At 70.0% G+C, this 24,132-nt stretch carries 23 protein-coding genes; 15 read left to right on the top strand and 8 right to left on the bottom strand.

Translation table 11 applies throughout. The annotated features are described in order from the left end of the window. Window positions 1-44: 44 nt before the first annotated feature. A complete protein-coding gene (locus ABD156_RS28360; protein WP_425546117.1) occupies window positions 45-1,010 on the top strand; it encodes an LLM class flavin-dependent oxidoreductase in 966 nt (321 codons plus the stop codon). Between the two features lie 6 nt (window positions 1,011-1,016). After that, window positions 1,017-4,595, top strand: a complete 3,579-nt coding sequence (gene mfd / locus ABD156_RS28355; protein ID WP_344280251.1) for a transcription-repair coupling factor — start codon at window positions 1,017-1,019, stop codon at window positions 4,593-4,595. A gap of 189 nt (window positions 4,596-4,784) precedes the next feature. Here the strand turns inward: mfd and ABD156_RS28350 are convergent, their stop codons facing one another. After that, complete coding sequence (locus tag ABD156_RS28350; RefSeq protein ID WP_344280248.1) at window positions 4,785-5,198, bottom strand: hypothetical protein; 414 nt, start codon at window positions 5,196-5,198, stop codon at window positions 4,785-4,787. Window positions 5,199-5,279: 81 nt separating this feature from the next. Here ABD156_RS28350 and ABD156_RS28345 point away from each other — a divergent pair, with 81 nt between their 5' ends. The 7 genes from ABD156_RS28345 to ABD156_RS28315 all read left to right on the top strand — a co-directional run bounded on the left by ABD156_RS28345 (window position 5,280) and on the right by ABD156_RS28315 (window position 12,026). After that, entirely contained in the window at window positions 5,280-6,278 is a 999-nt protein-coding gene (locus ABD156_RS28345; RefSeq protein WP_344280244.1) for a SurA N-terminal domain-containing protein, read from the top strand. Beyond that, window positions 6,275-7,189, top strand: coding sequence for a nucleoside triphosphate pyrophosphohydrolase (locus ABD156_RS28340; RefSeq protein WP_344280241.1), 915 nt, complete (start codon window positions 6,275-6,277; stop codon window positions 7,187-7,189). The genes ABD156_RS28345 and ABD156_RS28340 overlap by 4 nt, the downstream gene beginning before the upstream one ends. A 730-nt stretch (window positions 7,190-7,919) precedes the next feature. Continuing rightward, window positions 7,920-8,474 (top strand): RNA polymerase sigma factor, encoded by a 555-nt coding sequence (locus ABD156_RS28335; RefSeq protein ID WP_344280238.1) that lies wholly within the window; start codon window positions 7,920-7,922, stop codon window positions 8,472-8,474. Window positions 8,475-8,503: 29 nt separating this feature from the next. Beyond that, on the top strand, window positions 8,504-9,292 hold the full coding sequence (locus ABD156_RS28330; protein WP_344280235.1) for a zf-HC2 domain-containing protein: 789 nt from the start codon (window positions 8,504-8,506) through the stop codon (window positions 9,290-9,292). Between the two features lie 21 nt (window positions 9,293-9,313). Next, the gene (locus ABD156_RS28325) at window positions 9,314-10,117 is read left to right on the top strand and encodes an ABC transporter ATP-binding protein (RefSeq protein ID WP_344280232.1); all 804 of its coding nucleotides are present in this window, start codon (window positions 9,314-9,316) and stop codon (window positions 10,115-10,117) included. Beyond that, window positions 10,117-11,463, top strand: a complete 1,347-nt coding sequence (locus tag ABD156_RS28320; RefSeq protein WP_344280229.1) for a hypothetical protein — start codon at window positions 10,117-10,119, stop codon at window positions 11,461-11,463. Before ABD156_RS28325 ends, ABD156_RS28320 begins: the two co-directional genes overlap by 1 nt. Further along, on the top strand, window positions 11,463-12,026 hold the full coding sequence (locus tag ABD156_RS28315) for a hypothetical protein (protein ID WP_344280226.1): 564 nt from the start codon (window positions 11,463-11,465) through the stop codon (window positions 12,024-12,026). The genes ABD156_RS28320 and ABD156_RS28315 overlap by 1 nt, the downstream gene beginning before the upstream one ends. A 77-nt stretch (window positions 12,027-12,103) precedes the next feature. Here ABD156_RS28315 and ABD156_RS28310 read toward each other — a convergent pair whose 3' ends face one another. From ABD156_RS28310 to efeU, 5 genes are all read right to left on the bottom strand, one after another. After that, window positions 12,104-12,514 (bottom strand): PPOX class F420-dependent oxidoreductase, encoded by a 411-nt coding sequence (locus ABD156_RS28310; RefSeq protein ID WP_344280223.1) that lies wholly within the window; start codon window positions 12,512-12,514, stop codon window positions 12,104-12,106. 4 nt (window positions 12,515-12,518) lie between these two features. After that, the gene (locus tag ABD156_RS28305) at window positions 12,519-13,583 is read right to left on the bottom strand and encodes an LLM class flavin-dependent oxidoreductase (RefSeq protein WP_344280220.1); all 1,065 of its coding nucleotides are present in this window, start codon (window positions 13,581-13,583) and stop codon (window positions 12,519-12,521) included. Window positions 13,584-13,688: 105 nt separating this feature from the next. Then, a complete protein-coding gene (gene efeB / locus ABD156_RS28300; protein ID WP_344280218.1) occupies window positions 13,689-14,963 on the bottom strand; it encodes an iron uptake transporter deferrochelatase/peroxidase subunit in 1,275 nt (424 codons plus the stop codon). Continuing rightward, a complete protein-coding gene (gene efeO / locus ABD156_RS28295) occupies window positions 14,960-16,111 on the bottom strand; it encodes an iron uptake system protein EfeO (protein WP_344280215.1) in 1,152 nt (383 codons plus the stop codon). The genes efeB and efeO overlap by 4 nt, the downstream gene beginning before the upstream one ends. Before the next feature lie 2 nt (window positions 16,112-16,113). Beyond that, complete coding sequence (gene efeU, locus ABD156_RS28290; protein WP_344280212.1) at window positions 16,114-16,965, bottom strand: iron uptake transporter permease EfeU; 852 nt, start codon at window positions 16,963-16,965, stop codon at window positions 16,114-16,116. A gap of 268 nt (window positions 16,966-17,233) precedes the next feature. Here efeU and ABD156_RS28285 point away from each other — a divergent pair, with 268 nt between their 5' ends. After that, on the top strand, window positions 17,234-18,034 hold the full coding sequence (locus ABD156_RS28285; RefSeq protein ID WP_344280209.1) for a lysozyme family protein: 801 nt from the start codon (window positions 17,234-17,236) through the stop codon (window positions 18,032-18,034). A gap of 637 nt (window positions 18,035-18,671) precedes the next feature. Here ABD156_RS28285 and ABD156_RS28280 read toward each other — a convergent pair. Beyond that, window positions 18,672-18,854, bottom strand: a complete 183-nt coding sequence (locus ABD156_RS28280; RefSeq protein WP_344280206.1) for a hypothetical protein — start codon at window positions 18,852-18,854, stop codon at window positions 18,672-18,674. 206 nt (window positions 18,855-19,060) lie between these two features. Beyond that, entirely contained in the window at window positions 19,061-19,465 is a 405-nt protein-coding gene (locus tag ABD156_RS28275; protein ID WP_067575623.1) for a tetratricopeptide repeat protein, read from the bottom strand. Between the two features lie 70 nt (window positions 19,466-19,535). On the opposite strand from ABD156_RS28275, the gene ABD156_RS28270 reads away from it, so the two are divergent. The 5 genes from ABD156_RS28270 to ABD156_RS28250 all read left to right on the top strand — a co-directional run bounded on the left by ABD156_RS28270 (window position 19,536) and on the right by ABD156_RS28250 (window position 24,104). Then, window positions 19,536-20,027 (top strand): VOC family protein, encoded by a 492-nt coding sequence (locus ABD156_RS28270; protein ID WP_344280200.1) that lies wholly within the window; start codon window positions 19,536-19,538, stop codon window positions 20,025-20,027. A 115-nt stretch (window positions 20,028-20,142) separates the two neighbouring features. Further along, entirely contained in the window at window positions 20,143-21,429 is a 1,287-nt protein-coding gene (gene eno, locus ABD156_RS28265; RefSeq protein ID WP_344280197.1) for a phosphopyruvate hydratase, read from the top strand. Window positions 21,430-21,622: 193 nt separating this feature from the next. Continuing rightward, complete coding sequence (locus tag ABD156_RS28260; protein WP_078870811.1) at window positions 21,623-21,988, top strand: septum formation initiator family protein; 366 nt, start codon at window positions 21,623-21,625, stop codon at window positions 21,986-21,988. Window positions 21,989-22,673: 685 nt separating this feature from the next. Next, complete coding sequence (locus tag ABD156_RS28255) at window positions 22,674-23,195, top strand: DUF501 domain-containing protein (RefSeq protein ID WP_344281221.1); 522 nt, start codon at window positions 22,674-22,676, stop codon at window positions 23,193-23,195. A 441-nt stretch (window positions 23,196-23,636) separates the two neighbouring features. Continuing rightward, a complete protein-coding gene (locus ABD156_RS28250) occupies window positions 23,637-24,104 on the top strand; it encodes a hypothetical protein (RefSeq protein ID WP_344280193.1) in 468 nt (155 codons plus the stop codon). Window positions 24,105-24,132 lie beyond the last annotated feature (28 nt).

Here is a 24,132-nt window from a genome sequence, read left to right as displayed (position 1 = left end):
TTTCGGATGCCGGGCCATTCCCCGCAGGGAATTGCCGGGACGCCGTGCCTCGCTGGATCGTCGACGGCGTGGAATTCGGACTTCTTCTTCCCGCCGGACAGGCACAGCTCGAAGCAGGCGGCACCCCGCGTGCCCTCGTCGCAGTGGCCCGTGAAGCCGAACGGCTCGGGTTCGCGTCGATCTGGGCCGGTGACTCGCTTTCCCGGCCGCGGATCGAACCGCTCACCCTGCTCACCGCAGTCGCGCAGGCGACCGAACGCGTCACCGTCGGAACCGCCGTGCTGCTGCCCGCGCACCGCAATCCGGTGCAGACCGCGATGACGCTCGCCTCGGTCGACCTGATCTCCGAAGGACGGCTGGCGGTCGGCGTCGGCGCGGGCTTCCCCGGGTTCAGCGAGCGGGAGTTCGAGCTGGCCGGGGTCGATTTCCGGACGCGGTTCTCGCATCTGGACGACGTCGTCACGCTCTGGCGCGAACTGTGGACCGGCCAGCCGAGCTCGTTCCACGGCAAGGTGCTGCACTACGACTGGCTGCCGCCGGCGATCCGGCCCGCGCGCCCCGGCGGTCCGCCGATCTGGCTGGGCGGCGCGACACCGGCCGCGCTTCGCCGCACCGCGCTGCGTTACGACGGCTGGCTCCCATACCCGCCGGACCCCGCGGACTACGCCTCCGGCCTCGCGACCATCCGCGCCGCAAGCGATCGCACGATCACCCCGTCGCTGTTCCTGACCGTCTACGTCGACCCCGATCCGCGGCGCGGCCAGCGCGTCCTGGAGGACTACGCACAGGCGACGTATCAGCGGTCGCTGGCGCAGATCAGCACCATCCAGGCGACCGTGACCGGCCCGATCTCGGAAGTCGCGGCGACTGTGCGCCGATACGCCGAGGCCGGAGCGGAGCACATCCTGCTGCGCGTCGGCTCCCTGGAACCCGGCGCGGTCGAGCGGCAGCTGCCCCTGTTGGCGGAGGTGATCGCCGGGGAGCGGAAACCTGTCGGTGCCGCGACGTAGGCTGGGATGGTGACCGACGCTGTACTGTCCGGACTCCTCCAAGCCATCCTTCCCGACCCGGCGCTGCGCGGCGTTGTCGAGCGCGCCGGCGCCCCGCTGCTCGAACTGCAAGGCGCTGTCGCCGTACGGCAGCTCGTGGCCGCCGCGCTGGCCGAAGACCCCGAGCGCGGCGGCGCGGGCCGTCCGGTGCTGGCCGTCACCGCCACCGGGCGCGAGGCCGACGAGCTGACCGCGTCGCTCAGCGCGCTGCTCGGCCCCGATCGCGTGGCCGACTTCCCGTCCTGGGAGACGCTGCCGCACGAGCGCCTTTCGCCGCGCGCGGACACGGTCGGGCGGCGGCTGGAAGTGCTGCACCGGCTGCACACCGGCGACGAGGAACTGCGCGTCGTGGTCTCCACCGTGCGCAGCCTCATCCAGCCGATGGCCCCCGGGCTCGGCTCGCTCGCGCCGATCGACCTGGTCGTCGGCGAGGAGCAGAGCTTCGAGGACCTGCTCGAACGGCTGGTCGAGCTGGCTTACACGCGCGTGGACATGGTCGAGAAGCGCGGCGAGTTCGCGGTCCGCGGCGGCATCCTCGACCTGTTCGGGCCCACCGCGCAGCATCCGGTCCGCGTCGAGTTCTGGGGCGACGAGGTCAGCGAGATCCGCGCGTTCGCGGTGGCCGACCAGCGGTCGCTGCCCGGCGAGATCCAGCGGGTCACCGCGCCGCCGTGCCGCGAGCTGCTGCTCACCCAGGGCGTCAAGGCGCGCGCGGCCGAGCTTGCCACCACGTACGAGGCCGACGCGCACCTGGCCGAAATGCTCACCAAGCTGTCCGGCGGCATCCCGGTCGAGGGCATGGAGGCGCTCATCCCGGTGCTCTGCGAGGGCGAGTTGGCTCTGCTCACCGACTCGATGCCGCGAGGCAGCCACGTGCTGCTGGCCGATCCGGAGAAGATCCGCGCCCGCGCGGCCGACCTCGTCCGCACCGGGCAGGAGTTCCTCGAAGCCTCCTGGACCACCGCCGCGGCGGGCGGGCAGGCCCCGATCGACCTCGGCGCGTCGGCGTACCGCGAGCTGTCCGAGATCGCCGCGCACGCGCAGGAGACCAAGCGCCCGTGGTGGACGCTCACCCAGCTGACCAGCGAAGACCCGGACGTCTATCGCGTCGCCATCGAGCCCGCGCCGGCCTACCGGGGCGAGCTGGAACGCGCGATGACCGATCTGCGCGCGCACCTCGCGTCCGGCGGCACCGGCGTGCTCGTCGTCGCCGGGCAGGGCACTGCCAGCCGCGCGGTCGAGCAGTTGATGGCGGCCGAGGTCCCGGCGAAGCATGCCGAGGTGCTCGCCGAAGTGCCGCCCGCCGGGGTCGTCACGGTCACCTGCGGCGGGCTCGCGGAGGGCTTCGTCTCGCCGGAGCGCGCGCTCGTGGTGCTGTCCGAGGCCGACCTGACCGGCCGCGGCGCCACCGCTGGATCGTCCACAAAGGACTTGAACACGAAGATGCCGTCGCGCCGCCGCGGCGCGGTCGACCCGTTGGCGCTCAAAGCGGGCGACTACGTGGTGCACGACCAGCACGGCATCGGACGGTTCGTGGAAATGGTGCAGCGCACGGTCGCCGGCGCCACTCGCGAGTACCTGCTGCTGGAGTACGCCTCGTCCAAGCGCGGACAGCCCGGCGACCGGCTGTTCGTGCCCACCGACCAGCTGGACGAGGTGTCCCGCTACGTCGGCGGCGAGCTGCCCACGCTCAACAAGCTCGGCGGCTCGGACTGGAAGAACACCAAGGCACGCGCCAAAAAAGCGGTCAAGGAGATCGCCGCCGAGCTGGTGCAGCTCTACGCCGCCCGCCAGGCCGCGCCCGGCCACGCGTTCGGCCAGGACACGCCGTGGCAGTCCGAGCTGGAAGACGCCTTCCCGTTCACCGAGACCAACGACCAGCTCGCGGCCATCGACGAGGTCAAGTCGGACATGGAGCGCGGCGTCCCGATGGACCGCGTGATCTGCGGCGACGTCGGCTACGGCAAGACCGAGATCGCGGTGCGCGCGGCGTTCAAGGCGGTGCAGGACGGCAAACAGGTGGCCGTGCTCGTGCCGACCACGCTGCTCGCGCAGCAGCACCTGAACACGTTCACCGAGCGCATGCGGTCGTTCCCGGTCACCATCAAGGGCCTTTCGCGGTTCACGCACAAGGCCGAATCGGACCGGATCCTCGAACAGCTCGCCGACGGCGAGGTCGACATCGTCATCGGCACGCACCGGCTGCTGCAGACCGGCATCCGGTACAAGGACCTCGGCCTCGTGATCGTCGACGAGGAACAGCGGTTCGGCGTGGAGCACAAGGAACACATCAAGGCGCTGCGCACGCACGTCGACGTGCTCACCATGTCGGCGACGCCGATCCCGCGGACGCTGGAGATGTCGCTGGCGGGCATTCGCGAGATGTCGACCATCCTCACCCCGCCCGAAGACCGGCATCCGATCCTGACTTATGTCGGCGCCTACGACGACAAACAGGTCGGCGCCGCGGTCCGGCGCGAGCTGCTGCGCGACGGCCAGGTGTTCTACGTGCACAACCGGGTGTCGTCGATCGAGAAGGCGGCGAAGCGGATCCGCGAGATGGTGCCGGAGGCGCGCGTCGTCACCGCGCACGGGCAGATGAACGAGGACAAGCTCGAAAAGATCATCCAGGGCTTCTGGGAGAACGAGTACGACGTCCTCGTCTGCACCACGATCGTCGAGACCGGCCTGGACATCTCCAACGCCAACACGCTGATCGTGGAACGCGGCGACATGCTCGGCCTCGCTCAGCTGCACCAGTTGCGCGGCCGCGTCGGGCGTGGCCGCGAGCGCGGATACGCGTACTTCCTGTACCCGCCGGAGGCGCCGCTCACCGAAACCGCGCACGACCGGCTCGCGACCATCGCGCAGAACACCGAACTCGGCGCGGGCATGGCGGTCGCGATGAAGGACCTGGAAATCCGCGGCGCGGGCAACATCCTCGGCGCAGAACAGTCCGGGCACATCGCGGGCGTCGGATTCGACCTGTACGTCCGGCTGGTCGGCGAAGCGGTCGAAGCGTTCCGGCGGCACGCGGGCGCGGAGCCGGCGGAGGACGAGGAACTGGCCGAAGTCCGCGTCGACCTGCCGGTGGACGCACACATCCCGCACGACTACGTCCCCGGCGAACGGCTGCGGCTGGAGGCATACCGCAAGATCGCGTCGGCCCCGGACACGGCGGCGCTGGACGCGGTCCGCGAGGAACTGGTCGACCGCTACGGCCAGCCGCCCGCCCCGGTCACGCGACTGCTCGCGGTCGCGGCGTTCCGGCACACCTGCCGGGCGGCGGGCGTCACCGAGGTCGCGGTACAGGGCAACACGATCCGGTTCGCGCCGCTGCCGTTGATGGACTCGCAGCTGGTGCGGCTGAAACGCTTGTACCCCAAGGCGTTGTACAAGGCAGTCACCAACACGGTGTCGGTGCCGAAGCCGACCGAAGGCCCGGCAGGCGGCCGGATGGGCGCGCCGGTGCTGCGGGATCAGGAACTGCTCGACTGGTGCACGAAGCTGCTGGGCCAGCTGACAAAAACCCCGGCGGCGGTGTGAGCGCTGGGGCATAGCCACGCATCACCGCCGGACATCGGCAACGGCCGGGGGTGCCGCGGCATAACTGACCGGATCGGCTGTGCCACGCCATTGCGGTACGAAATCGGATGCGCGCGGAGATCACGATGGCGAAGTACTGCCGCGCCCGCTCGGTCATGACGCGCTTTTCGTGGCCGACCGGGAGACGGTTCAGCCAGCCGAACAGACCTCGAACCCCGGCGGTTGCGCGGTGGCGAGCCGCAACGACACTTCCTCCTGCGGCGTCGGCAGCGCACCGCAGCCGGACATCGGCAACGGCCGGGGACGCCGCGGCACCCGGGCTCCCGAACCGCCGCCGCGACCCGGGTACACGAGCAGCCCGCGTTCCGGGTCCGGCACCGCGTCGAGAGCGGCGGTCACCGCGGGCAGGCTCCGGAAGCGATCTCGCTTCTCCTCCGAGGAAAACTCGATCTCCAGCGTCACGCCCCAGTGGTGGACGTGCCACGTCCACTGCTCGGCGCCGTTGGTCAGCGCGGCCTCGGTCAGCCGGTCGCCGTGAGCGCGTTGCCACGCGCTCGCCGCGAAGGCCCCGTCGAGGACTTCGATCGACAACCAAGAGTCCATATGTCGACAATAGCCCGCTGAATGCCTCGATGGTGTTGCGTTTCGAGGGCATGTGAGAGGGTAGGGCCTGTGATGCGGATCATGGGGCGCCGCCGTGCGCTGGGCGCCGTTCTCGCCGGAGCTTTCCTCCTCGCCGGATGCGGTACCGGCCCCAGTCAGGTGGGCACCGCCGCGGTCGTCGACGGTCAGGTCACCACCATCGACCAGGTCCAGGCGCTGCTCGACCGCGCCGTGCAGGAGCAGCCGTACGCCCGGCAGCTCGCCGCGCGGCACCAGCTCGACCTCGTCGGGCGCGAGATCGTCCGGCAGGCGCTGCTGCACGAGGTCGTCGTGAAGGCCGCGCAGAAGGAAGGCATTTCGGTCGACGAGGCCACCGTCACCGAAGCCATGCAACAAGATCCGCTCGCGTCGCCGGTGCCCGAGGCCGTCACGCAGGACCAGTCCGCGGCCGTCACCCAGCTCGTCTGGCGGCTGCGCGATCACCGCGAGGCCGTCACCGATCAGTATCTGCAGCAGCGGATCGCGCTGAAGTACCTGCCGACGCTCGCGGTGAACTTCGATTTCACCAGCATCGGCGCGCCGACCTCGGAGAGCCAGGCCCCGTCGATCGACCCGAAGACCGCGCGCAGCCAGGCCATCGCCAAGGCCGAGGAGTACGCGGCCAACCCGGGCGCGATCCAGTCCGACATCCGCGGCGGCGCCCAGGGCAACATGGGCCAGCAGGCCCCCGCGCTGTCCTCGCCGCAGGACGCCGCGACCGTGCTGTTCGGCGTCCCCGCGAACACCGCGATCGCGTTCCAGCCGAACCCGGCGAGCGCGCCGACCTGGTGGGTCACCGCCGTGGTGCGGAAGCGGACGACGGACTCGAAGGTCGCCACCGACCAGGTCCAGCAGCCGACCGCGGCCCAGCTGGGTGCGATCGGTGTGCGGATGCTCCAGCCGTATGTTGGCAACGTGGACTTCAAAATCAACCCGCGCTACGGCGTGTGGGACGCAGTCGGCATGAACCTCGCCCCGAGCGCGGCCGAGGTCACGGGCGTGGCCGTGCCGCTGCACGGCGGTGCCCCGGCGCAGCAGTGACCGGCACCGTCGTCCTGGTCCACGGCGCGACCCTGCCCGCGGCTGCCTTGCCCCTGCTTCGCACCAGTGCGGTGTACGCCGCGACCGACGTCGATGCTGCGCAGCTTGGCGTCCCGCCGGTAGGCCAGTCCTTCGCGGACATCGTGCTGCTCGCCGCTTCCCGCACGGAACCGACTGCCGCCGCGATGCTCGCCGCCGGCGCGCGGCTGATCGAAACGCCCGTGCCCCCGCTCGTGGAAGCGGTCGAGGTCATGGACCGCCTGCGCTCCCCGGGCGGCTGCCCCTGGGACGCCCGGCAAACGCACGAATCCCTGCGGCAGTACCTGGTCGAGGAAACGTACGAACTGCTGGAAGCCATCGAGGACAACGACCGCGCGGCCTTGCGCGAGGAGTTGGGCGATGTCCTGCTGCAGGTCCTGTTCCACGCCCGCGTAGCCGCCGAACACGGCCGCGCGCCCTTCACCATCGACGACGTCGCGGGCGACTTGGTAGACAAACTCGTCAGCCGCCACCCCAACGTCTTCGCCGACGCGGCCCGCATCGCGACGGCCGAGCACCAAGAGCTGAAGTGGGAAGAGCTGAAGCAGGCCGAGAAGCAGCGTAAGTCCATTGTGGACGGTGTTGCTCTTGGTCAGCCCGCCGTAGCCCTTGCCGGGAAATTGGGCCAGCGCAGCGGCCGGGCCGGAATCCCACTGGACCTGTTCCCGCAGGACACCTCGGCCCCCGCCCAGCTGTTCCGGACCGCGGCGACCGCGCGTCGAGGCGGATTGGACCCGGAGGGTGAACTGCGGGCGGTGGCGAAGCAGTTCGCCCGCGATATCCGGGCGGCGGAGACCGCGGCGCGAAAGGCCGGGGTGGAACCGGCGACGTTGGAGGCTGAGGGCTGGCGGAAGTTCTGGCCTTCGGCTTGAGTTGCTTGGGTTTCTGTCGCGCGCTGGGTTGACGGCTGCCTGAAGTTCTGACTTGCTGCTTGCCTTCTCGGCCGACGTCGAGTCCGCGCTTGTCGCCCATGTTCCGCGTGTCACTGCGCTTTGCGCTAGTCGTTTTGCGGTGCGTCATGCACTCGCGCTCACCGTCGTTCCTGGCGGTGGCGGACGCTTCTTGCACGTTTCGCGCTGTCCTGCTCATCGCCCGCGCCGGTGCTGAGCGTTCTCTCGACCCGTTCACGCTCACCACTCCGGTCGAACTTTCGTCCGCTGGCTCTCGCGCCCGTGTCTCCGCCGCGCCGTCTTGCGCGCCGTGCAGCCACTTCATCCGATTGACGGGCAGGCCCCACTCCCGCTGTCTCTCAAGCGCGATTGCCCCTGCTGTCGGCTCTCGTGTGTTCGCGCTGCACCGAGGCTCTGCGCTTGGCCCTTCGCTCATTGCCGGTGCCTGCTTGGCCTCCGTCCTGGCCGCCCCAACTGCTCGACGCTTTCCGCAGCGCGTTCCCCGTCCCGTGCCTCCGCCACGCGGCTTTATGACCTGCCTCGCACACCCCGCAGTCCTCACTCGATGGACGGAGCCCCCACCCATCCACCCGCACACCCCGCGTCCCCCGGGCACGATTGCTCCGATGCCCGAATCACCTCGAGTTCGCAAATGTGACCCACGTCACTCATTTCTGAGAACCGAAAGCGTGGAGGCGGCGTCTTGCCGGGTGTGAGACACAAGCCACCCAGGGAGCCGGACGAGGAGCATCTCCTCCGGCGCACCGCCCGCGGTGACCGTGCGGCGTTCGAGGAGCTCTACCGCCGCACGTCGCCGTGGCTCGCGATTCGCCTGCGGCACCGCTGTTCCGACGACCAGATCGTCTTGGAGGTGATGCAGGAGACCTACCTCGCCGTGTGGCGCGCCGCGGGTTCGTTCGCGGGCGTCGTCGCTGGCGGCTCTGCCGTGGGCTGGGTGTGGACGATCGCGGTGCGGCGGCTCATCGACGCCTACCGGCGGCGCGCGCACCACGCGCATCCGCCTCCCGCGGCGCAGGAGGCGCTGTCCGCGCCGGCTGCCGAGGAGGAGGCGCTGGCCGGCACGGTCGGCGATTCGGTGGGCGACGCTTTGCGCAGCCTCGCGCCGGAGCTGCGCGAGGTCCTGCAAGCCATGGTGCTCGACGGATTGTCGGTCCGGGAGACCGCGATCCTGCTGGACCTGCCGGAGGGCACGGTCAAAACCCGGGCCCGCCGCGCCCGGATCGCGATGCGGGAGGCGTTGTCGTGAAACCAGGACTGGCCGGAGGAGGTCAAGCCATGAACCACGTATCCGACCGGATGCTCGCCGGTTACGTCGCCGGTGGCGCACTGCCGGGGGACGAGGCATGGGCGATCGAAGGGCACCTGGAGAAGTGCGCGCACTGCCGGGCGCGGCTCGCCGGCGCGTCCACCGCTGAGGTAGCGGGTCTCCTCGACACTGTCTGGGCCGGGCTGGAGCCGGACCTGGCGCACGCACCGCAGCCGATGCCGCGCCGGGTCGCGAGATCGCTGCATTGCTGGGCGACCCCGGTGATGGTGCCGTGGCTGCTGATGGTCCTCGTGGTCGGCGCGCTGTCGGTCTACCTCGACCGGTCACTGCACGACAGGCTGTCGTTCGTGCAGCTGCTTTCCCCTGTGCTGCCGGTCTTCGGAGTGGCGGCGGCGTGGTCGCGCGGGCTGGATCCGTCGTACGAACTCACCGCGGCCACCCCGCGGGCCGGGCTGGAGCTGATCCTGCGGCGGACCACCGCGGTCGTGGTGCCGGTGCTCGCGGGGCTGTTCCTCGCCGGATGGCTGGTCGGCGCGCGGATGGGGCTCGGGCTGCTGCCGAGCCTCGCGTTCACCACGGGGACCCTCGCACTCGGCACGTTCATCGGCGTCGCCTGGGCGGCGTCGATCCTGATCGGCCTGTGGCTCGGCGCACTGGTGGTGCCGAGCGTCGCGTTCGGGGGCTCGGCACTGCTGGAGGTCGCCGCCTGGCCGGGCTGGCTGGCGGCCGCCGCCGTCGCGGCCGTGTTCGTAGTGCTTCGCCGGAACACCTTCACGCAGCTTGCTGCGCATCACTGACGGAAACGAGAGGGGACACCGATGCGGGCTGTGGAAGCCGCCGAGGTCGCTCCAGCGACCTACGCCTGGGAAATCCAAGCCCAGGCGCTCAAAGTACGGGTCGGCCGCAAGAAAATGGCGGTCGACGGCATCGACCTGGCGCTCGGCACGGGGGTGCACGGGCTGCTCGGGCCGAACGGCGCGGGCAAGACCACCTTGATCCGCACGCTGGCCACGGTGCTGCGGCCGACGGAAGGCGAGCTGACGCTGCTCGGAGAGCCGATCGGGGGGCACTTCGAGCAGCGCGGCCTGCGTCGGCGGATCGGATACCTGCCGCAGACCTTCGTGTACTACAAGCGGTTCACTGTCCGCGAGTTCGTCGAGTACCTGGCGTGGCTCAAGGAAATGCCCAAGCGTGAGGTGCCTGGTGCGGTGCAGCGCGCGATCGAGCGGGTCGGTCTCGCCGAGCGCGCCGAAGACAAAATGAAGACCCTGTCCGGCGGCATGGTCCGCCGCGTCGGCATCGCGCAGGCGATCGTGAACGACCCGGTGCTCCTGCTGCTCGACGAACCCACCGCCGGGCTCGATCCGGCGCAGCGCCTGCGTTTCCGGGTACTGCTGCAGGAAATCGGCCGGGACGCGTGCGTCGTCGTGTCCACGCATCTGGTCGAAGACGTCGCCGCGGCGTGCTCGGACGTCGTCCTGTTCGCCGACGGAAAGCTGGTTTTCCAGGGCACGCCAGCCGATCTGGCCGGGGCGGGCAGCGAGGCGGACGTCGGCGACAGCCCGATCGAGCGCGGCTATTCGGCCCTGCTCGGCCACGCACAGGGGAAGGGGGCCTGGTGATGAGCGTGTTCCGGATCGAACTCCGGCGCACCATCGCTCCCTGGGTGCCGGTCGCGATGCTGGCGGTGAGCCTTAGTCTGCTCCTGTTTTCGCGTGGACCGTGGAGCTCCAATTCCGCGGCCTGGAACGCGACGTGGCTGACCGCGGTGCGGTGGCCGCGCTACCTGCTGGTGCTGATGTGGCCGATCATCGTCGGAGCCGCGGCGATCCAGGGCATGCGGGACGCCCGTGCCGGGGTCGGCGAACTGTTCGGCTCCACGCCCCGGCCCGCGGGGCAGCGAGCCGCCACGCTCGGTCTCGCCCTCGGGCTCAGCGCGGTGGCGGGCTATCTGGTGCTCGTCGCGGCCGGGGTCGGGCAGGTGATCGCGAAAGACGGGCTGTTCACCACGTCGTGGGTGATGCAACTGGTGCTCGGCGTGCTGTCCGTGGTGGCCGGCGTGGCGCTGGGGCTCGGCCTCGGACGTCTCCTGCCGTATCCGATCACCGCCCCGGTGCTCGCCGTGCTCGCGCTGGCAGGCGGGCTCTTCGCGCAGGTGTCGGGCATGAACGGAGCGGGACCGAACGCGATGGTGCTGCTGGGGATCGGGCAAGTGCAGCCGCACGGTCCGTTCGACCTGCCGAGCCCCGCGGTGGAACTCGGACAGCTGAGCTGGCTGCTCGGGCTCACCGTCGCGGGAATCCTGTTGCTGCTGGCCGGTTCGGCGCGCACCAAGGTGCTCGCGCTGCTCCCGGTGGCGGCCGGGCTGGCGGTGGCGTTGCCGCTCTTCCCCGCCTGGTCGACGGACAACTACGTCCCGGACAAGACGGCATCCGCCCTCGTCTGCGACGGCCCGGTGTGCGTCACGCGCCTGCACGAGGATTGGCTGTCCACTGTGGCCGGTCCGGGCAAGGAAGCCTTGCGGTATCTGGAGAAACTGCCGAACCATCCGACCCGGATCGAGGAGTCGGCGGAGTCGTTCTGGAACACCAAGGTCGGCCCGCGAGATCCGTCCCGGCTGCTGATGCAGAAGGACTCCTATGCGCTGTGGCACGAAAGCGGCCCGAGTCTCACCATGGTGCTGCTGAGCGGCGCTGGGACAATGCCCTGCCACGCCGCGTCCTACGGCGGCGAGCAGAACGACCGGGAGGACGCTGCGCGCTGGGTGATGGCGCAGTGGCTGGTCGGCTCGTACGCGCCGCCGTCTTCGCAGCGGCAGCCTCCGCTGAAGCCCTCGACGGACTCAGCGTGGGCGGCCTTGAAGGCGGTGCCGGAGGCGGAGCAGACCGCACGGATCGGCGCGGCTCGGCAGGCGGAGCTGACCTGCACCGGCGACCCGTTGAAGATTCTCACCGACGGTGCGCGCTAATGCGGTGGACAGCGCTGTACGTGCGTTCGCGCCACCTCGCGGTGGCACTGGTGGCGGTGTTGCTCTGCGCCGCCGTTCTCCCGCCGCTGCTGGGCGATAGTTGGTCGAACTTCTTCGCGACCATCAGCCTCGGCGCCGCGGTCGCGGTGGCGGGCGTGGGCCTCAGCGGGCAAGACCTCGACCTGGACCGCACGGCCTCCTTCCGCTGGCCGCCCCGACGGCTAGTGCACCTCCTGCTGATCGGTGCGGTGGCCGGAGGAGTAATGCTTGCGGCACAAGGCTTTGTCGAACACCCGATGGAATCCGGTTGGATCCTCCGCAACGCGGCCGGGCTCCTCGGCCTCACCGGGCTGGCGGCCACGCTGTTCGGCGGTCAGTTCGGCTGGACGCTGCCGTTGGTCTGGGCGATGACAGCGGTGTTTGTTCCGAGAACCGCCGGACAGGCCCACGACATCGTGGCCTGGCCGATGGCGGCAGCAGATTCCACCGCGGCGTGGTGGACGGCCGGGCTGCTGTTCGCGGCGGGCACAGCGGCGTACACGGTGGCGGGTGCTCGTCGTTGAGAGCCAGTGGATCGGTGAAGCCAGGCGCAGCCCCGCCCCTCCCCCGGGCAGGGGCGGGACTGCGGACTGGCGTGCCTTCAGACGTTCCGGTTGTTCGGCTTCACCTCGAGCGGTTCGCGGTCCGGGTCGTCGATGCCCATGCTGATGATGCGCTGCGGGTAGATGCGGATGACCGCGCCGTCGAGGTGGCCGTCCGGTGCGAAAGCGTCCGGCACGGCTTCCGCGCGGCCCCGGATCTCCAAGCAGCGGATGCGCATGGGCTTCGTCGAGGGCTGATCGTCGATCACGATGGCGACCTGGCCATTGGCCTCGACGTTGCGGTACTTCCTGCTGTTGGTCAGGTTGTACCCGGACACGTCGATGGTCCGCGTCTCCGGATTCCAGGAGAACGCGACCGGGCTGACCTGCAGGGTTCCGTTCGGCTGCTGCGTGGCGACCCGGGCGAGCGGCTGGTCGGCCAGGTAGCTGAGTTCTGCGTCGGTGAACATGCACCTACCGTGCAAGTTCAAGCTTGCTTGAAGTCAAGCGCACGCGGGGGATCACGTGCTCGGCGAACCGCCGCATCTCCGCTTCGAAGGGCTGAAATTGCAGCATAAACGTCTCGATTCCCAGGTCAGCCCACTCGCGGATCCGCTGCGCGACGGTGTCGTAACTGCCCACCAGACCGGCTGCGGTGCCGCCGTTCGTGCCTATGTGCGGGTACTTCGCGAACGTCTGAAACATCACCGCCTTCGGATCGGCGTCCGCCACCAGCGCCTCCCAGCGCGCCTTGCCCGCCTCGGCCAGTTCCCACAACGCCGCCAGTTCCGCTTCCGCCTCGGCGTCGGTTTCGCGAGCGACCACGAACGCGGACAGTCCGAATCGGACTGGCGGGCCGACGCGCGGGCGGGCCGCGACGTCCTCGATCAACCGGGCGACGTTCTCCCGCGGCTGCCCGTTGATGAACCACACGTCGGCCTTGTCCGCCACCAGCGCTCGCGCCGGGTCCGACTCGCCTCCGACATACACCGTCGGCGACGAACCAGCGGGACGCAGCTGGTACCCGTCGACGTGAAAATGCTTGCCCTCGAACGAAACCCGCTCGCCGGCCAGCAGTCCGCGCACGACGCTGATCCACTCGCGGCCGTACTCGTACCGTTCGTCGTGCTCGGCGAACGGGATGCCAGCTCGTGCCAGCTCCGGTTTGAACCAGGCGTTGACCAGGTTCAGCCCGAACCGGCCGCCGCTGATCTCCTGGATCTGCAGCGCCTGCTTGGCCAGCACCACCGGGTGCACGAGATACGGCTTGATCGCCGCGATGATCTCGATCCGCTCGGTGAGCGCGGCGAGCGCCGCCGCGGACGTCCATGTCTCCAGTTGGTCCAGTTCGTCGCCGAACGGGTTCACCACGTGCTGCGCGATGAGCGTCGAATCGAAACCGAGCCGGTCGGCCTCGACGATCAGCCGCCGGTTGCGTTCCCAGCTTGCGTCCACCGGATCGTCCGGATGATCGAACGGGCCCCACGACCCGTAGACGACCGCCCACACCCCGAACCGCGGCTGTGCCACAGCGACCACGACCGAACTCCTCACCTCGCGCGGATGAACGCGGTCACCGTCGCTTGCCCGGAAGGCACCGGCAACCGGTCCCACGCAGTGGCGGGGCGGCGAGGTTTGTACTGGTCAGGCGAAGAGTCCGTCGCCCCAGTTGCTGGTGGGAGCGAGGCCCGGCGGGATTGCGAAGTGCGCGGAACCGGTGTGCTGCAGGTACTCCATCATCGCGTCCTTCGACGACAGCACCTGCTGCATCGGGACGTACTGCGTGCGCGTATCCCGGTTGAACGCCAGGAAGAACAGCCCAGCCTCGAGGTGCCCGACGCCGTCGGAGCCGTCGACGAAGTTGTAGCCGCGGCGCAGGATCTGCACGCCCTTGAGGGTTTGGCGCGAGGCCAGCCGGACGTGCGCGTCCTCGGCGATCAGCGGGGTCCCGCCCGCGCCGCCGACCTGCAGGTCGACCTGGTCGAACTCGCCGGTCTGCCCGAGCGGCGCACCGGTTCCCTTGGAGCGCCCGACGATCTGCTCCTGTCCGGCGAGCGTTTCGCGGTCCCAGGTTTCGATGTGCATCCGGATCCGGCGCGCCACCAGGTAAGTGCCGCCCGCCATCCAGGCCTGTCCGTCGCCGGCCTGCGCCCACACCTGGTCGCGGAGCACGTCGGTGTCCTCGGCCTTGACGTTGTTGGTGCCGTCCTTGAAGCCGAACAGGTTGCGCGGCGTCTGCTGCGAGCGCGACGTCGAGGAACTGCGGCCGAACCCGAGCTGCGACCAGCGCACCTCGGTGACGCCGAAGCCCAGCCGCACCAGGTTGCGCACCGCGTGCACCGCGACCTGCGGATCGTTGGCGCAGGCCTGGATGCACAGGTCGCCGCCGCTGCGGGCCGGGTCGAGCTTGTCCTTCGGGAACGCTGGCAGGTCGATCAGCTGCGGCGGGCGTTTCGCGGCGAGGCCGAACCGGTCGTCGAAGAGCGAGGGGCCGAAGCCGATCGTCAGCGTCAGATCGGAGGCGGGCAGGTCGAGCGCCTCGCCGGTGTCGTCCGGCGGGGCCTGCGCGGACCCGGCGAGCGCGCCGTTCGGGCCGACCTCCTGGCCCGCCGTCATCCGCCGTGCCGCGGCAGTCCAGGTGCGCAGCAGTTCGCGGAGCTTCTTGGGGTCCTTCGTGGTCACGTCGAGCGCGGCGAAATGCAGGTTCGGCTGCGCCGGGGTGACGATGCCCGCCTGGTGCTCGCCGTGGAAGTCGACTTTGGACGTCGCGGCCGCGGCAGGGGTGTCGCCGCCGAGCCGGTCGAAGCCGACGCCGGCCGCGGCGCCCGCGCCGGCCAGCGCGACCCCCGCGCCGGCCAGCCCGAACAGCTTCCGGCGGGAAACCTGAGTTCCCTCTTCGGTCCCTGCTTGAGATGTCACCGCGCTACGACCTCCGCGACCTTGCTGAGCGGCTCGCTCAGCGCGTCGACCGCTGAGGCGAACGCCTTGATCTGGTCCTGGGAGAGCTCGTTGTAGTACTTGAAACCGTCGCCGGAGCGGGTCTTGTCCAGCAGCCCCTGCACGTTCGCGAATTCCTTGTCCAAAGTGGACACCAGGGTCGCGTCGCGCTCCTGCAGGATCGGCCGCAGCGCCGCGATCGCGCCCTTGGAACCGTCGAGGTTCGCCTGGAAGTCCCAGAGATCGGTGTGCGAGAAGGTCTCCTCCTCGCCGGTGATCTTCTTGGTCGCGACCTCGTCGAGCAGGCCCTTCGCGCCGTTGGCCAGGTCCAGCACGCTCAGCTGCAGCGTCTTGGTCTTGGCGACGAGTGCCTTGACGTCGGTCAGCAGCTTGTCCGCGATCTGCGGGCTGTCCGGCTTCAGGCCGGTGGTCCACAGGTCCTTCTCCAGCCGGTGGAAGCCAGTGAACTGCTGGCCCGGCTCGACGTCGGCCTCGCGGGCGTCGATCGACGGGTCGAGGTCGCCGAACTTCTCCGCGACCGGCTCGATCCGCTCGTAGAACACGCGAGTGCGCGCGTACTCGGCCTTCGCCTCGTCAGCCTTGTTGGCCTTCACCGCGGCGACGAACTTCGCGGTTTCGGTCTCCAGCGCCGAGCTGTTGTTCTCGACGTAGGTCGCGTAGCTCTTGGTGGCAGCGGTCTTCTGCGCGCTGGCGTTGCTCTGGCCCTGCGCGCCGCCAGTGACGGTGAAGTCGCCGCGGATGCCGTTGCCCGCCATGCCCGGCTTGCACGCGGTCTGGTACTTGCCCGCGTCCGGGACCTCGACGATGAGCCGCCGGTTCAGCCCCGGCGCGATGTTCTCGACCTCGCCCATGATCCGGTCGCCCTCGGCGTACAGGTAGAACTCGGTGACCTTGCTGCCCTTGTTGGCGATCTCGAAGGTCAGGTTGCCCGCGGCCGCGGTCGTCGCCGACACCGAGCAGGCGGTGTCGGACGCCTCGACCTTGATCGGCCCGCCCGCGGCCGCGCCGGAAGGACCGGACGCGGAGTTCGTGCTGTCGCAGGCGGTCAGCGCGACGAGCGCGCCGAGGCTGGTGAGCACAGCCGTCGAGGTTTTGCGGAACTGGGACACGGTCACTCCTTGGCGGCGGCCGGGGCGGCCGAAGCTGCCTCGGTCTTGGTCTTGCGGGCGGGCTTGAGGAACAGCGGCAGCACGATCGCCACGTAGACGACCCACGCGATCGCTTGCAGCACAGTGGTTTGCTGCGAATAGTTGAAGATCCCCTTGAGCAGCGCGCCGTACCACGAGGTTTCCGGCAGCGTGCTCGACGCGTCGAAGGCGAGCGTGGTCAGGCCGGGAATGAACCCGGCTTCCTGCAGGTCGTGCAGGCCGTAGCCGAGGACGCCGGCGGCGACGAACACCAGCAGCACGCCGGTGATCGTGAAGAACTTCGCCAGGTTGAACCGCACCGCGCCGCGGTAGAGCAGGTAAGCGAGCACGATCGCGGCGGCGATCCCGATCACGAACCCGACCAGCGGCTGCAGGGTGTCGGACTGCGCGGTCTGCACGGCCGAGTAGAAGAAGACGGCGGTTTCGAGCCCCTCGCGGCCCACCGCGAGGAACGACAGCAGCAACACCGCCGCCGGACCGACCTTGAGCGCGTCCTCCATCTTGCCGCGCAGTTCGGCTGCGATGTGCCGGGAAGCCTTACGCATCCAGAAGATCATCGCGGTGACGAAGACGACCGCGACGATGGAAAGAGAACCGCCGAGCAGTTCCTGATGCTCGAAACTCAGCTGCGCGGTGCTGTAGGTGAGGATCGCGCCGACGCCGACCGACAGCAGCACAGCCGCGCCGACCCCGGGCCACACGAACCGCAGCGCCTGCCGTCGATCGGTTTTGACCAGGAAGGCGACCAGGATGCTCACCACAAGCGCGGCTTCGAGGCCTTCGCGCAGCCCGATGAGCGCGCTCGAAAACACCACTGTTCAGTCCTCCTTCGACTACCTGACCTGATGTTTTTAGGTAAGGCTTGCCTGTAAGTCCAGAGGGAGTTTCGCTGAACGGGTCCGGCAAAACGCGCAAAACGACGTTCTGCGGGGAGTTAGGTTAGGGTAACCGCAGGTCAGAGCGTCGCCGAGAAGTCACGTAACGAATTGTGTGACCTGGGCGGCTCAGGCGTCGAGTTAACCATCCGCTTGCCATTCGCCCAGTCCAGCGTCCCTCGCCCGGGTTCATCAGTAACCTGTCCGGGTGGCCGATACCACTCAGCCGACCATCGCCCCGTCTCCGGCGGGCCCGCCGCGCCGCTACCCGGGCCGAATCGCCTTCGCGCTGGGCCTGGTGCTGACCGGGGTCGTGCTGGTGGCGACCATCGGAATCCGGAACCCGAACCCGCCCGCCCCTCCCGCCGCGGCCGCACCGCCGCCGGTCTCGGCGAAAGCGGAACCCCGCCCGCAACCCGGCGCCGAAGCCCCGCGCGTCGGCCTGGCCGCCCCGCCGGACCGCCCACTGGTATCCGATCAAGCGGAGTTGGACGCCTGGGCGACCCGAGTCGCCGCAAAAACCCGGCTGGACGCGCGAGTGCTCGCCGCGTACGGACGCGCGGAAATGTGGATGCAGCGGCAAAAACCGTCGTGCCACCTGTCGTGGGCGACGCTCGCGGCGATCGGAAACCTGGCCTTCGGCACGGAAAAACCCGGCCCCGACGGCACCATGAAGGTCGACCCCGGCCGAGCGGAAGCCCCGGACACCGATGAAGGAAAACTCGATGGCGACCGCACCGCCGACCACCGCGTCGGCCCGCTGCGGATCATGCCCGCCGCCTGGCACAAACACGCCCAACGAGCAAACGGCGACGGCAAACCCGCCGACCCCCGCAACCTCGACGACGCGGCCTTCACCGCCGCCCGCGACCTCTGCTCCGGCGACGACGACCTGGGCACTCCGGCAGGCTGGTGGAAAGCGATGCTGCTCTACAACCCGGCCGTGAACTACGCGCAAGACGTCTTCACCGCAGCGGATTCGTATGCGGCGCAGAGTGTGGCGCCGTGAGCGGGCTTGGCCAGCGACTGGTGGAGGAGTTGGCCTGACTTGGTCGGCTGGGTTGGCCAGCGGCCGGTCAGCGAGTCGACCTCACCCGGTTGGCGGGTGGCCTGAGCTGGTTGGTCAGCGACGGCGGCTTGGCTCGGTGTTCGACTGCGGCCGATTTTTGCTGCGGTGCTTGGCTTTTCGGCGGTGGGCAGTCAGCAATGTCGCGGTGCGGCTAGCCGGTGCGGCGGCGCGCGGAGCACGGCCTGCGCGGCGGCTTGGGCCGATTCGGCTCCGCGCAACGCAATGTCGTTCTGCCGGTAACCGCTGGTGCGGTGGCATGGTTTGTGAGCGGGCGCGTGGCGGCTTAGGCCGGTTCGGCTTGTGGTTGATCGGTGTCGCTGATCAGCGCGGCGCGCCGTGGCGATCCGGCCGGTGGCCCGCTGGTGCGTGGGGCGGTCCGTGAGCGGGCGAGCGATGACTTGCGCCGGTTCGGCTCGCGGCTGCTCCGCATGGCGGACGATCCCGTTCGGCCAGTCGCCGACTCGGTTGCCCGATCTGCTTCTGGCCGAGGGGGCGACTGCCGTGGCACCCAGCCTGACCAGCTGAGATGCTCTGACTTGATGCGGTCGGCTGCGCCCCGATCCAGCCAGGCCAGCAGTCAGTGGGTCGTCAGCGCGGCGCTCACTCGCACCGGCTTCTGCGCCACGCCCTCGGCGCGCATCGGCTGCTTGCGCGGCTGGACCGGGTGGCGTTCGTTCAATTCGACGAGCGTCGGCGCCAGCGCCATCAGCACCAGCACGATCAGCCCGGCGGTCGCTCCGATCACGGTCAGCGCGGTCATGTCGGCCTCCTCTAGTCGCTCTCTGTGATGACACCAAGGATCGCTCTTCGCCCGGTCTGCCCGGATCGGCCGACCGGCCGAGCCGCGTCGCCGGATGGCCAGGCTTCCCCGCTGCCCTGTTCACTTCAGAAGACGCGCCGGGACCGTGCTGGATCCGGCGGTTGCACGGGAGTGCCTCCGCGGGTGCACGTTCGGGTCACGCGGGCTCAGCGGTCGCTCAGCGTGATCCTTGCCCTGACCTCGCTGATCGCTTCGAGATACTCCGGCACCGGGTTCATCGCCGACGCCATCCGCAGTTGCGCGAGCGCCTCGGCCAAACGGCCGAGGCGCTGGAGGGTGCGGCCGAGCACGAACCGGGCGTAGTGGTCGGTGGGGTCGAGTTCCAGCACGCGGGTGAAGGCGCGTTCGGCGCGGCGCAGCTGGGCGGAGTGGAAGTACGCGCGGCCGGCGAGCAGTTGCACGCTCGGCTTGTCCTGCTCGTCGGCGAGCAGGGGTTCGAGCTCTTTGAGCGCGTCGAGCGGGCGTCGCCGGGCGACCAGATGCTCGGCGTTGCGGAACCTGCGGAAGCGCGATTCGCCGTCGGGTTCGGGGGCTGCTGCGGCGTCCGTCATGGTCGCTTCACGATACCGGCGCGGAGGGCGTTGCACGACCGTCAGACGAGTCGTGATGGACTGTTCCGCCATGAGCAGCGATCAGGAACCCGGCTATGTGGGACTGGCGCCGTACCTCTACTACAGCGATGCGACCGCCGCGCTCGCCTGGCTGACCAGGGTGTTCGGCTTCACCGAGGAAGTCCGCTTCGAGGACGGGGCCGGCGAGGTCTTCCAGGCGACGCTCCTCGCGGGCGACGCGCGTCTCCAGCTGGCCGGGGTCGGTCCCGAATACTGGGAGGCCAAGGGGGTCGAGGGGCCGGTCGGGCAGTTGAACGTCGTGTACGTGACCGACGTCGACGCGCAGCACGAGCGCGTGTCCGCGGCGCTCGGCGAGGACGCGGCCCCGGAGCCTCCGCAGGACCAGCCTTACGGCGCGCGGATCTTCACCGTGGCCGACCCCGGCGGCAACAGCTGGACGTTCTGGCAGCAGGTGACCGATCAGGTCGAGCTGCCGTCGGGGTGGCGCGAGGTCCGGCCGGAGGACCAGGCGGCCGGCGAGACCGGCGAAGTGCCCGGCTGAGCTGGAGAACACGCAGCGGAACGGCCCCGCACCGGCCTGGCCTCCAACGGGTGAACCCGCTGGGCGGTTACTCTGGGCGGCGTCACCGCAGGCACGACCCACCAAGGAGCAGAGCGTGGCTCTCATCGAGCAGGTAGGCGCGCGCGAGATTCTCGATTCGCGCGGGAACCCGACCGTCGAGGTGGAGGTGGCGCTCGACGACGGCACCCTGGCCCGGGCTGCGGTCCCGTCGGGGGCGTCGACCGGCGAGCACGAAGCGGTCGAGCTGCGCGACGGGGACACCGGCCGCTACAACGGCAAGGGCGTGGAGCGCGCGGTCGCCGCGGTGCTCGACGAGATCGGGCCGGACCTGGTCGGCGTCGAGGCGGTCGACCAGCGGATCGTCGACCAGAAGCTGGTGGACCTCGACGGCACGCCGGCGAAGTCGCGGCTGGGCGCGAACGCGATCCTCGGCGTTTCGCTTGCCGTCGCGAAGGCCGCCGCGGAATCGGCCGAGCTGGAGCTTTTCCGCTACCTGGGCGGGCCGAACGCGCACGTGCTGCCGGTGCCGATGCTGAACATCCTCAACGGCGGCGCGCACGCCGACACGGACGTCGACATCCAGGAATTCATGATCGCGCCGATCGGCGCGGAGTCGTTCCGCGAGGCGCTGCGCTGGGGCACCGAGGTGTACCACGCGCTGAAGTCCGTGCTGAAGGGCCGCGGCCTGGCCACCGGCCTCGGCGACGAGGGCGGTTTCGCGCCGAGCCTCGCCAACAACCGCGAGGCGCTTGACCTGATCCTCGCCGCGATCGAGAAGGCGGGCTACGCGCCGGGCCGGGACGTCGCGCTCGCGCTGGACGTCGCCGCGACCGAGTTCTACTCCGACGGCGCCTACACCTTCGAGGGCTCGAAGCGCAGCGCCGAGCAGATGTCCGCGTACTACGGCGAACTGCTGCGCGACTACCCGCTGGTCTCCATCGAGGACCCGCTGAGCGAGGACGACTGGGACGGCTGGGTCCAGCTGACCTCCGAGATCGGCGACAAGGTCCAGCTCGTCGGCGACGACCTGTTCGTCACCAACCCGGACCGGCTCGAGGAGGGCATCACCCGCCGCGCGGCGAACGCGCTGCTGGTGAAGGTCAACCAGATCGGCACCCTGTCGGAGACGCTGGACGCGGTGTCGCTGGCCACGTCGTACGGCTACAAGTCGATGATGAGCCACCGGTCCGGCGAGACCGAGGACACCTTCATCGCCGACCTCGCGGTCGCCACCGGCGTCGGCCAGATCAAGACCGGAGCCCCGGCGCGCGGCGAGCGGATCGCGAAGTACAACCAGCTCCTGCGCATCGAGGAAACCCTCGCGGACGCCGCGCGCTACGCCGGCGACCTCGCCTTCCCGCGGTTCAGCGCGGAGGCCTGAGGGGCACATGGCCGACCGGGGGAGGGCGCGCGGCCGCCGCGGCGGCCGGGCCGAGGGAAGCGGGTCCAGCAGGGCCCGGCGTCCCGCTTCGGCCCGGCGCCGCACCGGCGCGGGCACGACGGAGACGACCAGGGCCCGGCTTCGTCGCGGCCTGGCGGCGAAACGCGCCTCCGGTGCGGCCAAGGTGCTCGGCATGTCGACCACCCGGCGCGCCGCCGTGGTGGCGATCGTGGTGTGCGCGCTGGCGTTCACCGTCGCGGTCCCGTTGCGCACCTACCTTTCCCAGCGTTCCGAGGTCCGCGACCAGGAAGCGCAGCTCGCTCAGCTCCAGCACGAGGTCGCCCAGCTGCGCGACCGCAAAGCCCAGCTGAGCGACCCGGCCCAGATCGAGGCGGAAGCCCGCCGCCGGCTCCGGTACGTGAAGCCTGGCGAGACCCCGTGGATGGTCCAGCTGCCGGAGGACCAGCCTGGTTCGCCGACGGCTGCTCAGCCTGGGCAGCAGCCTGCTCCGCAGGCGCCTTGGTACGAGAACCTTTGGGCGCAGGTTTCCGGGGGTTGAGGTTCTTGGCTGGCGGGTTGCTCGCTGGGGGTTGGTCGGGCGAGGTTCCGGGTTGGGCGGGGCTGTAGGTCAGGCGGGATCTCTGCGGGGTGAGGTTGTCGGCTGGCGAGGTTGATGGCTGGGCGGGGCTGCTGGTCAGGCCGGATCTCTGCCGGGTGCGGTTGATGGCTGGGTGAGGTCGTGGGCTGAGTGCGGTTGACGGCTGGGTGAGGTCGTCGGCTGGGTGCGATTGACGGCCGGGCGAGGTTTCCGGTCGGGCGAGGTTCCTGGTCGGGTAGGGGCTGCCCGGTGCGGTTGCTGGCTGAGCGAGTGCCTGATCCGGCGGGATTGCCGACCGGGTGCGGTTGCGGCGGCGAGTGCCGGTTCTTGCGCGCGGAGCGTGCAATTCTTGGCGGTTGGGCTGTAGGCGTCTCCTCGAGGTTGTGAGTTTCGGTGGTTCTCGGCTGGGCGGCTGACGCTGGGCGGCTGAGGCTGTGCGGTTCTGGGGTTCTGTTTCACATGGCGTAGTCGTCCTTTCTTTCCGGCGTCTTGATTTCGTGGCGGAGCTTCGGCTGCCATCCACGTTAACCACATCGCAAGGGCCCCGGAGGCGGCTGCGGCGAGTTGTCCACACGGTGTGCGGGTTGTGGACAACTCGGCCGTTTCGGCGGAGGTCGCGAGGGGTCGGACGGACGGCGGCATTAGCCTGGAGAGCGTGAACAGCAGCACGGAGACACCCCGATTCGAGCCCGTCACCGATGCCGACCGGGAGGTCATCGCGCAGCAGCTCGGACGGCCGCCGCGGGCGTTGCGGGCGGTGGCCGCGCGGTGCCCAAGCGGGCATCCCTCGGTGGTCCAGACCAGTCCGAGGTTGGAGAACGGAACGCCGTTCCCGACGTTGTATTACCTGACCTGCCCGCGGCTGTCGTCGATGGTGGGCACGCTGGAGGCGTCCGGCGTGATGAAAGAGATGACCGAACGGCTCACCACCGATCCCGAACTCGCGGCGACTTACCAGCGCACGCACGAGACGTACCTCGCCGAGCGGGACGCCATCGAGTCCCTCGGGACCCAGGTGACCGCGGGCGGGATGCCCGGGCGGGTGAAATGCCTGCACGTCCACCTCGCGCACACGCTCGCGGCCGGCCCGGGCGTGAACCCGTTCGGCGACGAGACCCTCGCTTGGGTCCGCGAGCAGGGCTGGCCGACGGGCGACTGCGCCGGGTAACGCTCCGGTCTCGGGCGCGGATAGGCAGTGCAGAGGCCGGTGCCTGCCTGGGTGGGAATGCTTCGCGGCGGCGCATCGGAGCAGGACACCGAGCAGGCGAGCCCGAGTGCACCGCCGGGCGCGCTGGGGAGGGGCGGAAAGTGCGGGTGCCACGCAGATTTCGGCGGTCGGTGCGCGCTGAAGCGTCTCCTGGTGCGGACGGCCGGGTCGAGCCGGTGGTGGACGGTGCGGGTGACCGGGGTGCTGGCGGTGAGGTGGGTGCTGGCGATGAAGTAGCTGGCGACGCGGTCGGCGAGTTCAGTGCGGACCGGGCGGAAGCCGGTGACTTCGGTGTGGACCGTGGGGCGGTCGGGGATTCCGGTGCGGGCCGGTCGGCGGTCGGGGATTTCGGTGCGGAGCGTGGGGCGGTCGGGGAGCCCGGCGCGGGCCACGAGGCGGTCGGTGAGTCCGAGGCCGATGGTCGTGCGGTCGGTGGCGGGGTTGTGGACGGGATCGCTGCTGATGGCGGGGTTGGCGATGTCGTCGGTGGCGGGGTTGTGGACGGGGCCGCTGCTGATGGCGAGGTTCGCGATGCGGTCGGTGGCGGGGGTGTGGACGGGGCCGCTGCTGATGGCGGGGTTGGCGATGCCGTCGGTGACGGGATCGCGGCGGGTGGCGGGGCCAGTGCTGACAGCGGGGTTGCCGATGCGACCGGTGACGGGGTCGTCGAGGGGACTGTTGTCGGCGGCGGGATTGGCGATCGCGCGGTTGTCGCTGTGGCTGATAGCGGGACCGCTGCTGGCGGCGATGCAGCTGGCGGCGACGAGATCGGGGACAAGATCGGCGAGAACGGCGAGGGTGGCACCGAAACCGTCAGCGAGACAGCCGACGGAGATCACGCCGATGATCACGCAACTGATGCTGAAGTAGCGGGCGAAGACGCCGAAACCACCACTGG

Origin of the sequence: Amycolatopsis albidoflavus (assembly GCF_039525725.1) — a bacterium.
In the GTDB taxonomy this organism is placed as follows: Bacteria; Actinomycetota; Actinomycetes; order Mycobacteriales; family Pseudonocardiaceae; genus Amycolatopsis; species Amycolatopsis albidoflava.
The sequence above is the reverse complement of the archived record's forward strand: the minus strand, read 5'-3'. Positions and strand labels throughout refer to the sequence as shown.

Bases quoted from the DNA above. Each gene is read 5' to 3' on its own strand.
- ABD156_RS28315 (WP_344280226.1), top strand. From the start codon at position 11,463: ATGCGGTGGACAGCGCTGTACGTGCGTTCGCGCCACCTCGCGGTGGCA.
- ABD156_RS28260 (WP_078870811.1), top strand. From the start codon at position 21,623: ATGTCGACCACCCGGCGCGCCGCCGTGGTGGCGATCGTGGTGTGCGCG.
- ABD156_RS28310 (WP_344280223.1), bottom strand. From the start codon at position 12,514: ATGTTCACCGACGCAGAACTCAGCTACCTGGCCGACCAGCCGCTCGCC.
- ABD156_RS28280 (WP_344280206.1), bottom strand. From the start codon at position 18,854: ATGACCGCGCTGACCGTGATCGGAGCGACCGCCGGGCTGATCGTGCTG.
- mfd (WP_344280251.1), top strand. From the start codon at position 1,017: ATGGTGACCGACGCTGTACTGTCCGGACTCCTCCAAGCCATCCTTCCC.
- ABD156_RS28330 (WP_344280235.1), top strand. From the start codon at position 8,504: ATGAACCACGTATCCGACCGGATGCTCGCCGGTTACGTCGCCGGTGGC.
- ABD156_RS28345 (WP_344280244.1), top strand. From the start codon at position 5,280: ATGGGGCGCCGCCGTGCGCTGGGCGCCGTTCTCGCCGGAGCTTTCCTC.
- ABD156_RS28320 (WP_344280229.1), top strand. From the start codon at position 10,117: ATGAGCGTGTTCCGGATCGAACTCCGGCGCACCATCGCTCCCTGGGTG.
- ABD156_RS28325 (WP_344280232.1), top strand. From the start codon at position 9,314: ATGCGGGCTGTGGAAGCCGCCGAGGTCGCTCCAGCGACCTACGCCTGG.
- ABD156_RS28350 (WP_344280248.1), bottom strand. From the start codon at position 5,198: ATGGACTCTTGGTTGTCGATCGAAGTCCTCGACGGGGCCTTCGCGGCG.
- ABD156_RS28270 (WP_344280200.1), top strand. From the start codon at position 19,536: ATGAGCAGCGATCAGGAACCCGGCTATGTGGGACTGGCGCCGTACCTC.
- ABD156_RS28275 (WP_067575623.1), bottom strand. From the start codon at position 19,465: ATGACGGACGCCGCAGCAGCCCCCGAACCCGACGGCGAATCGCGCTTC.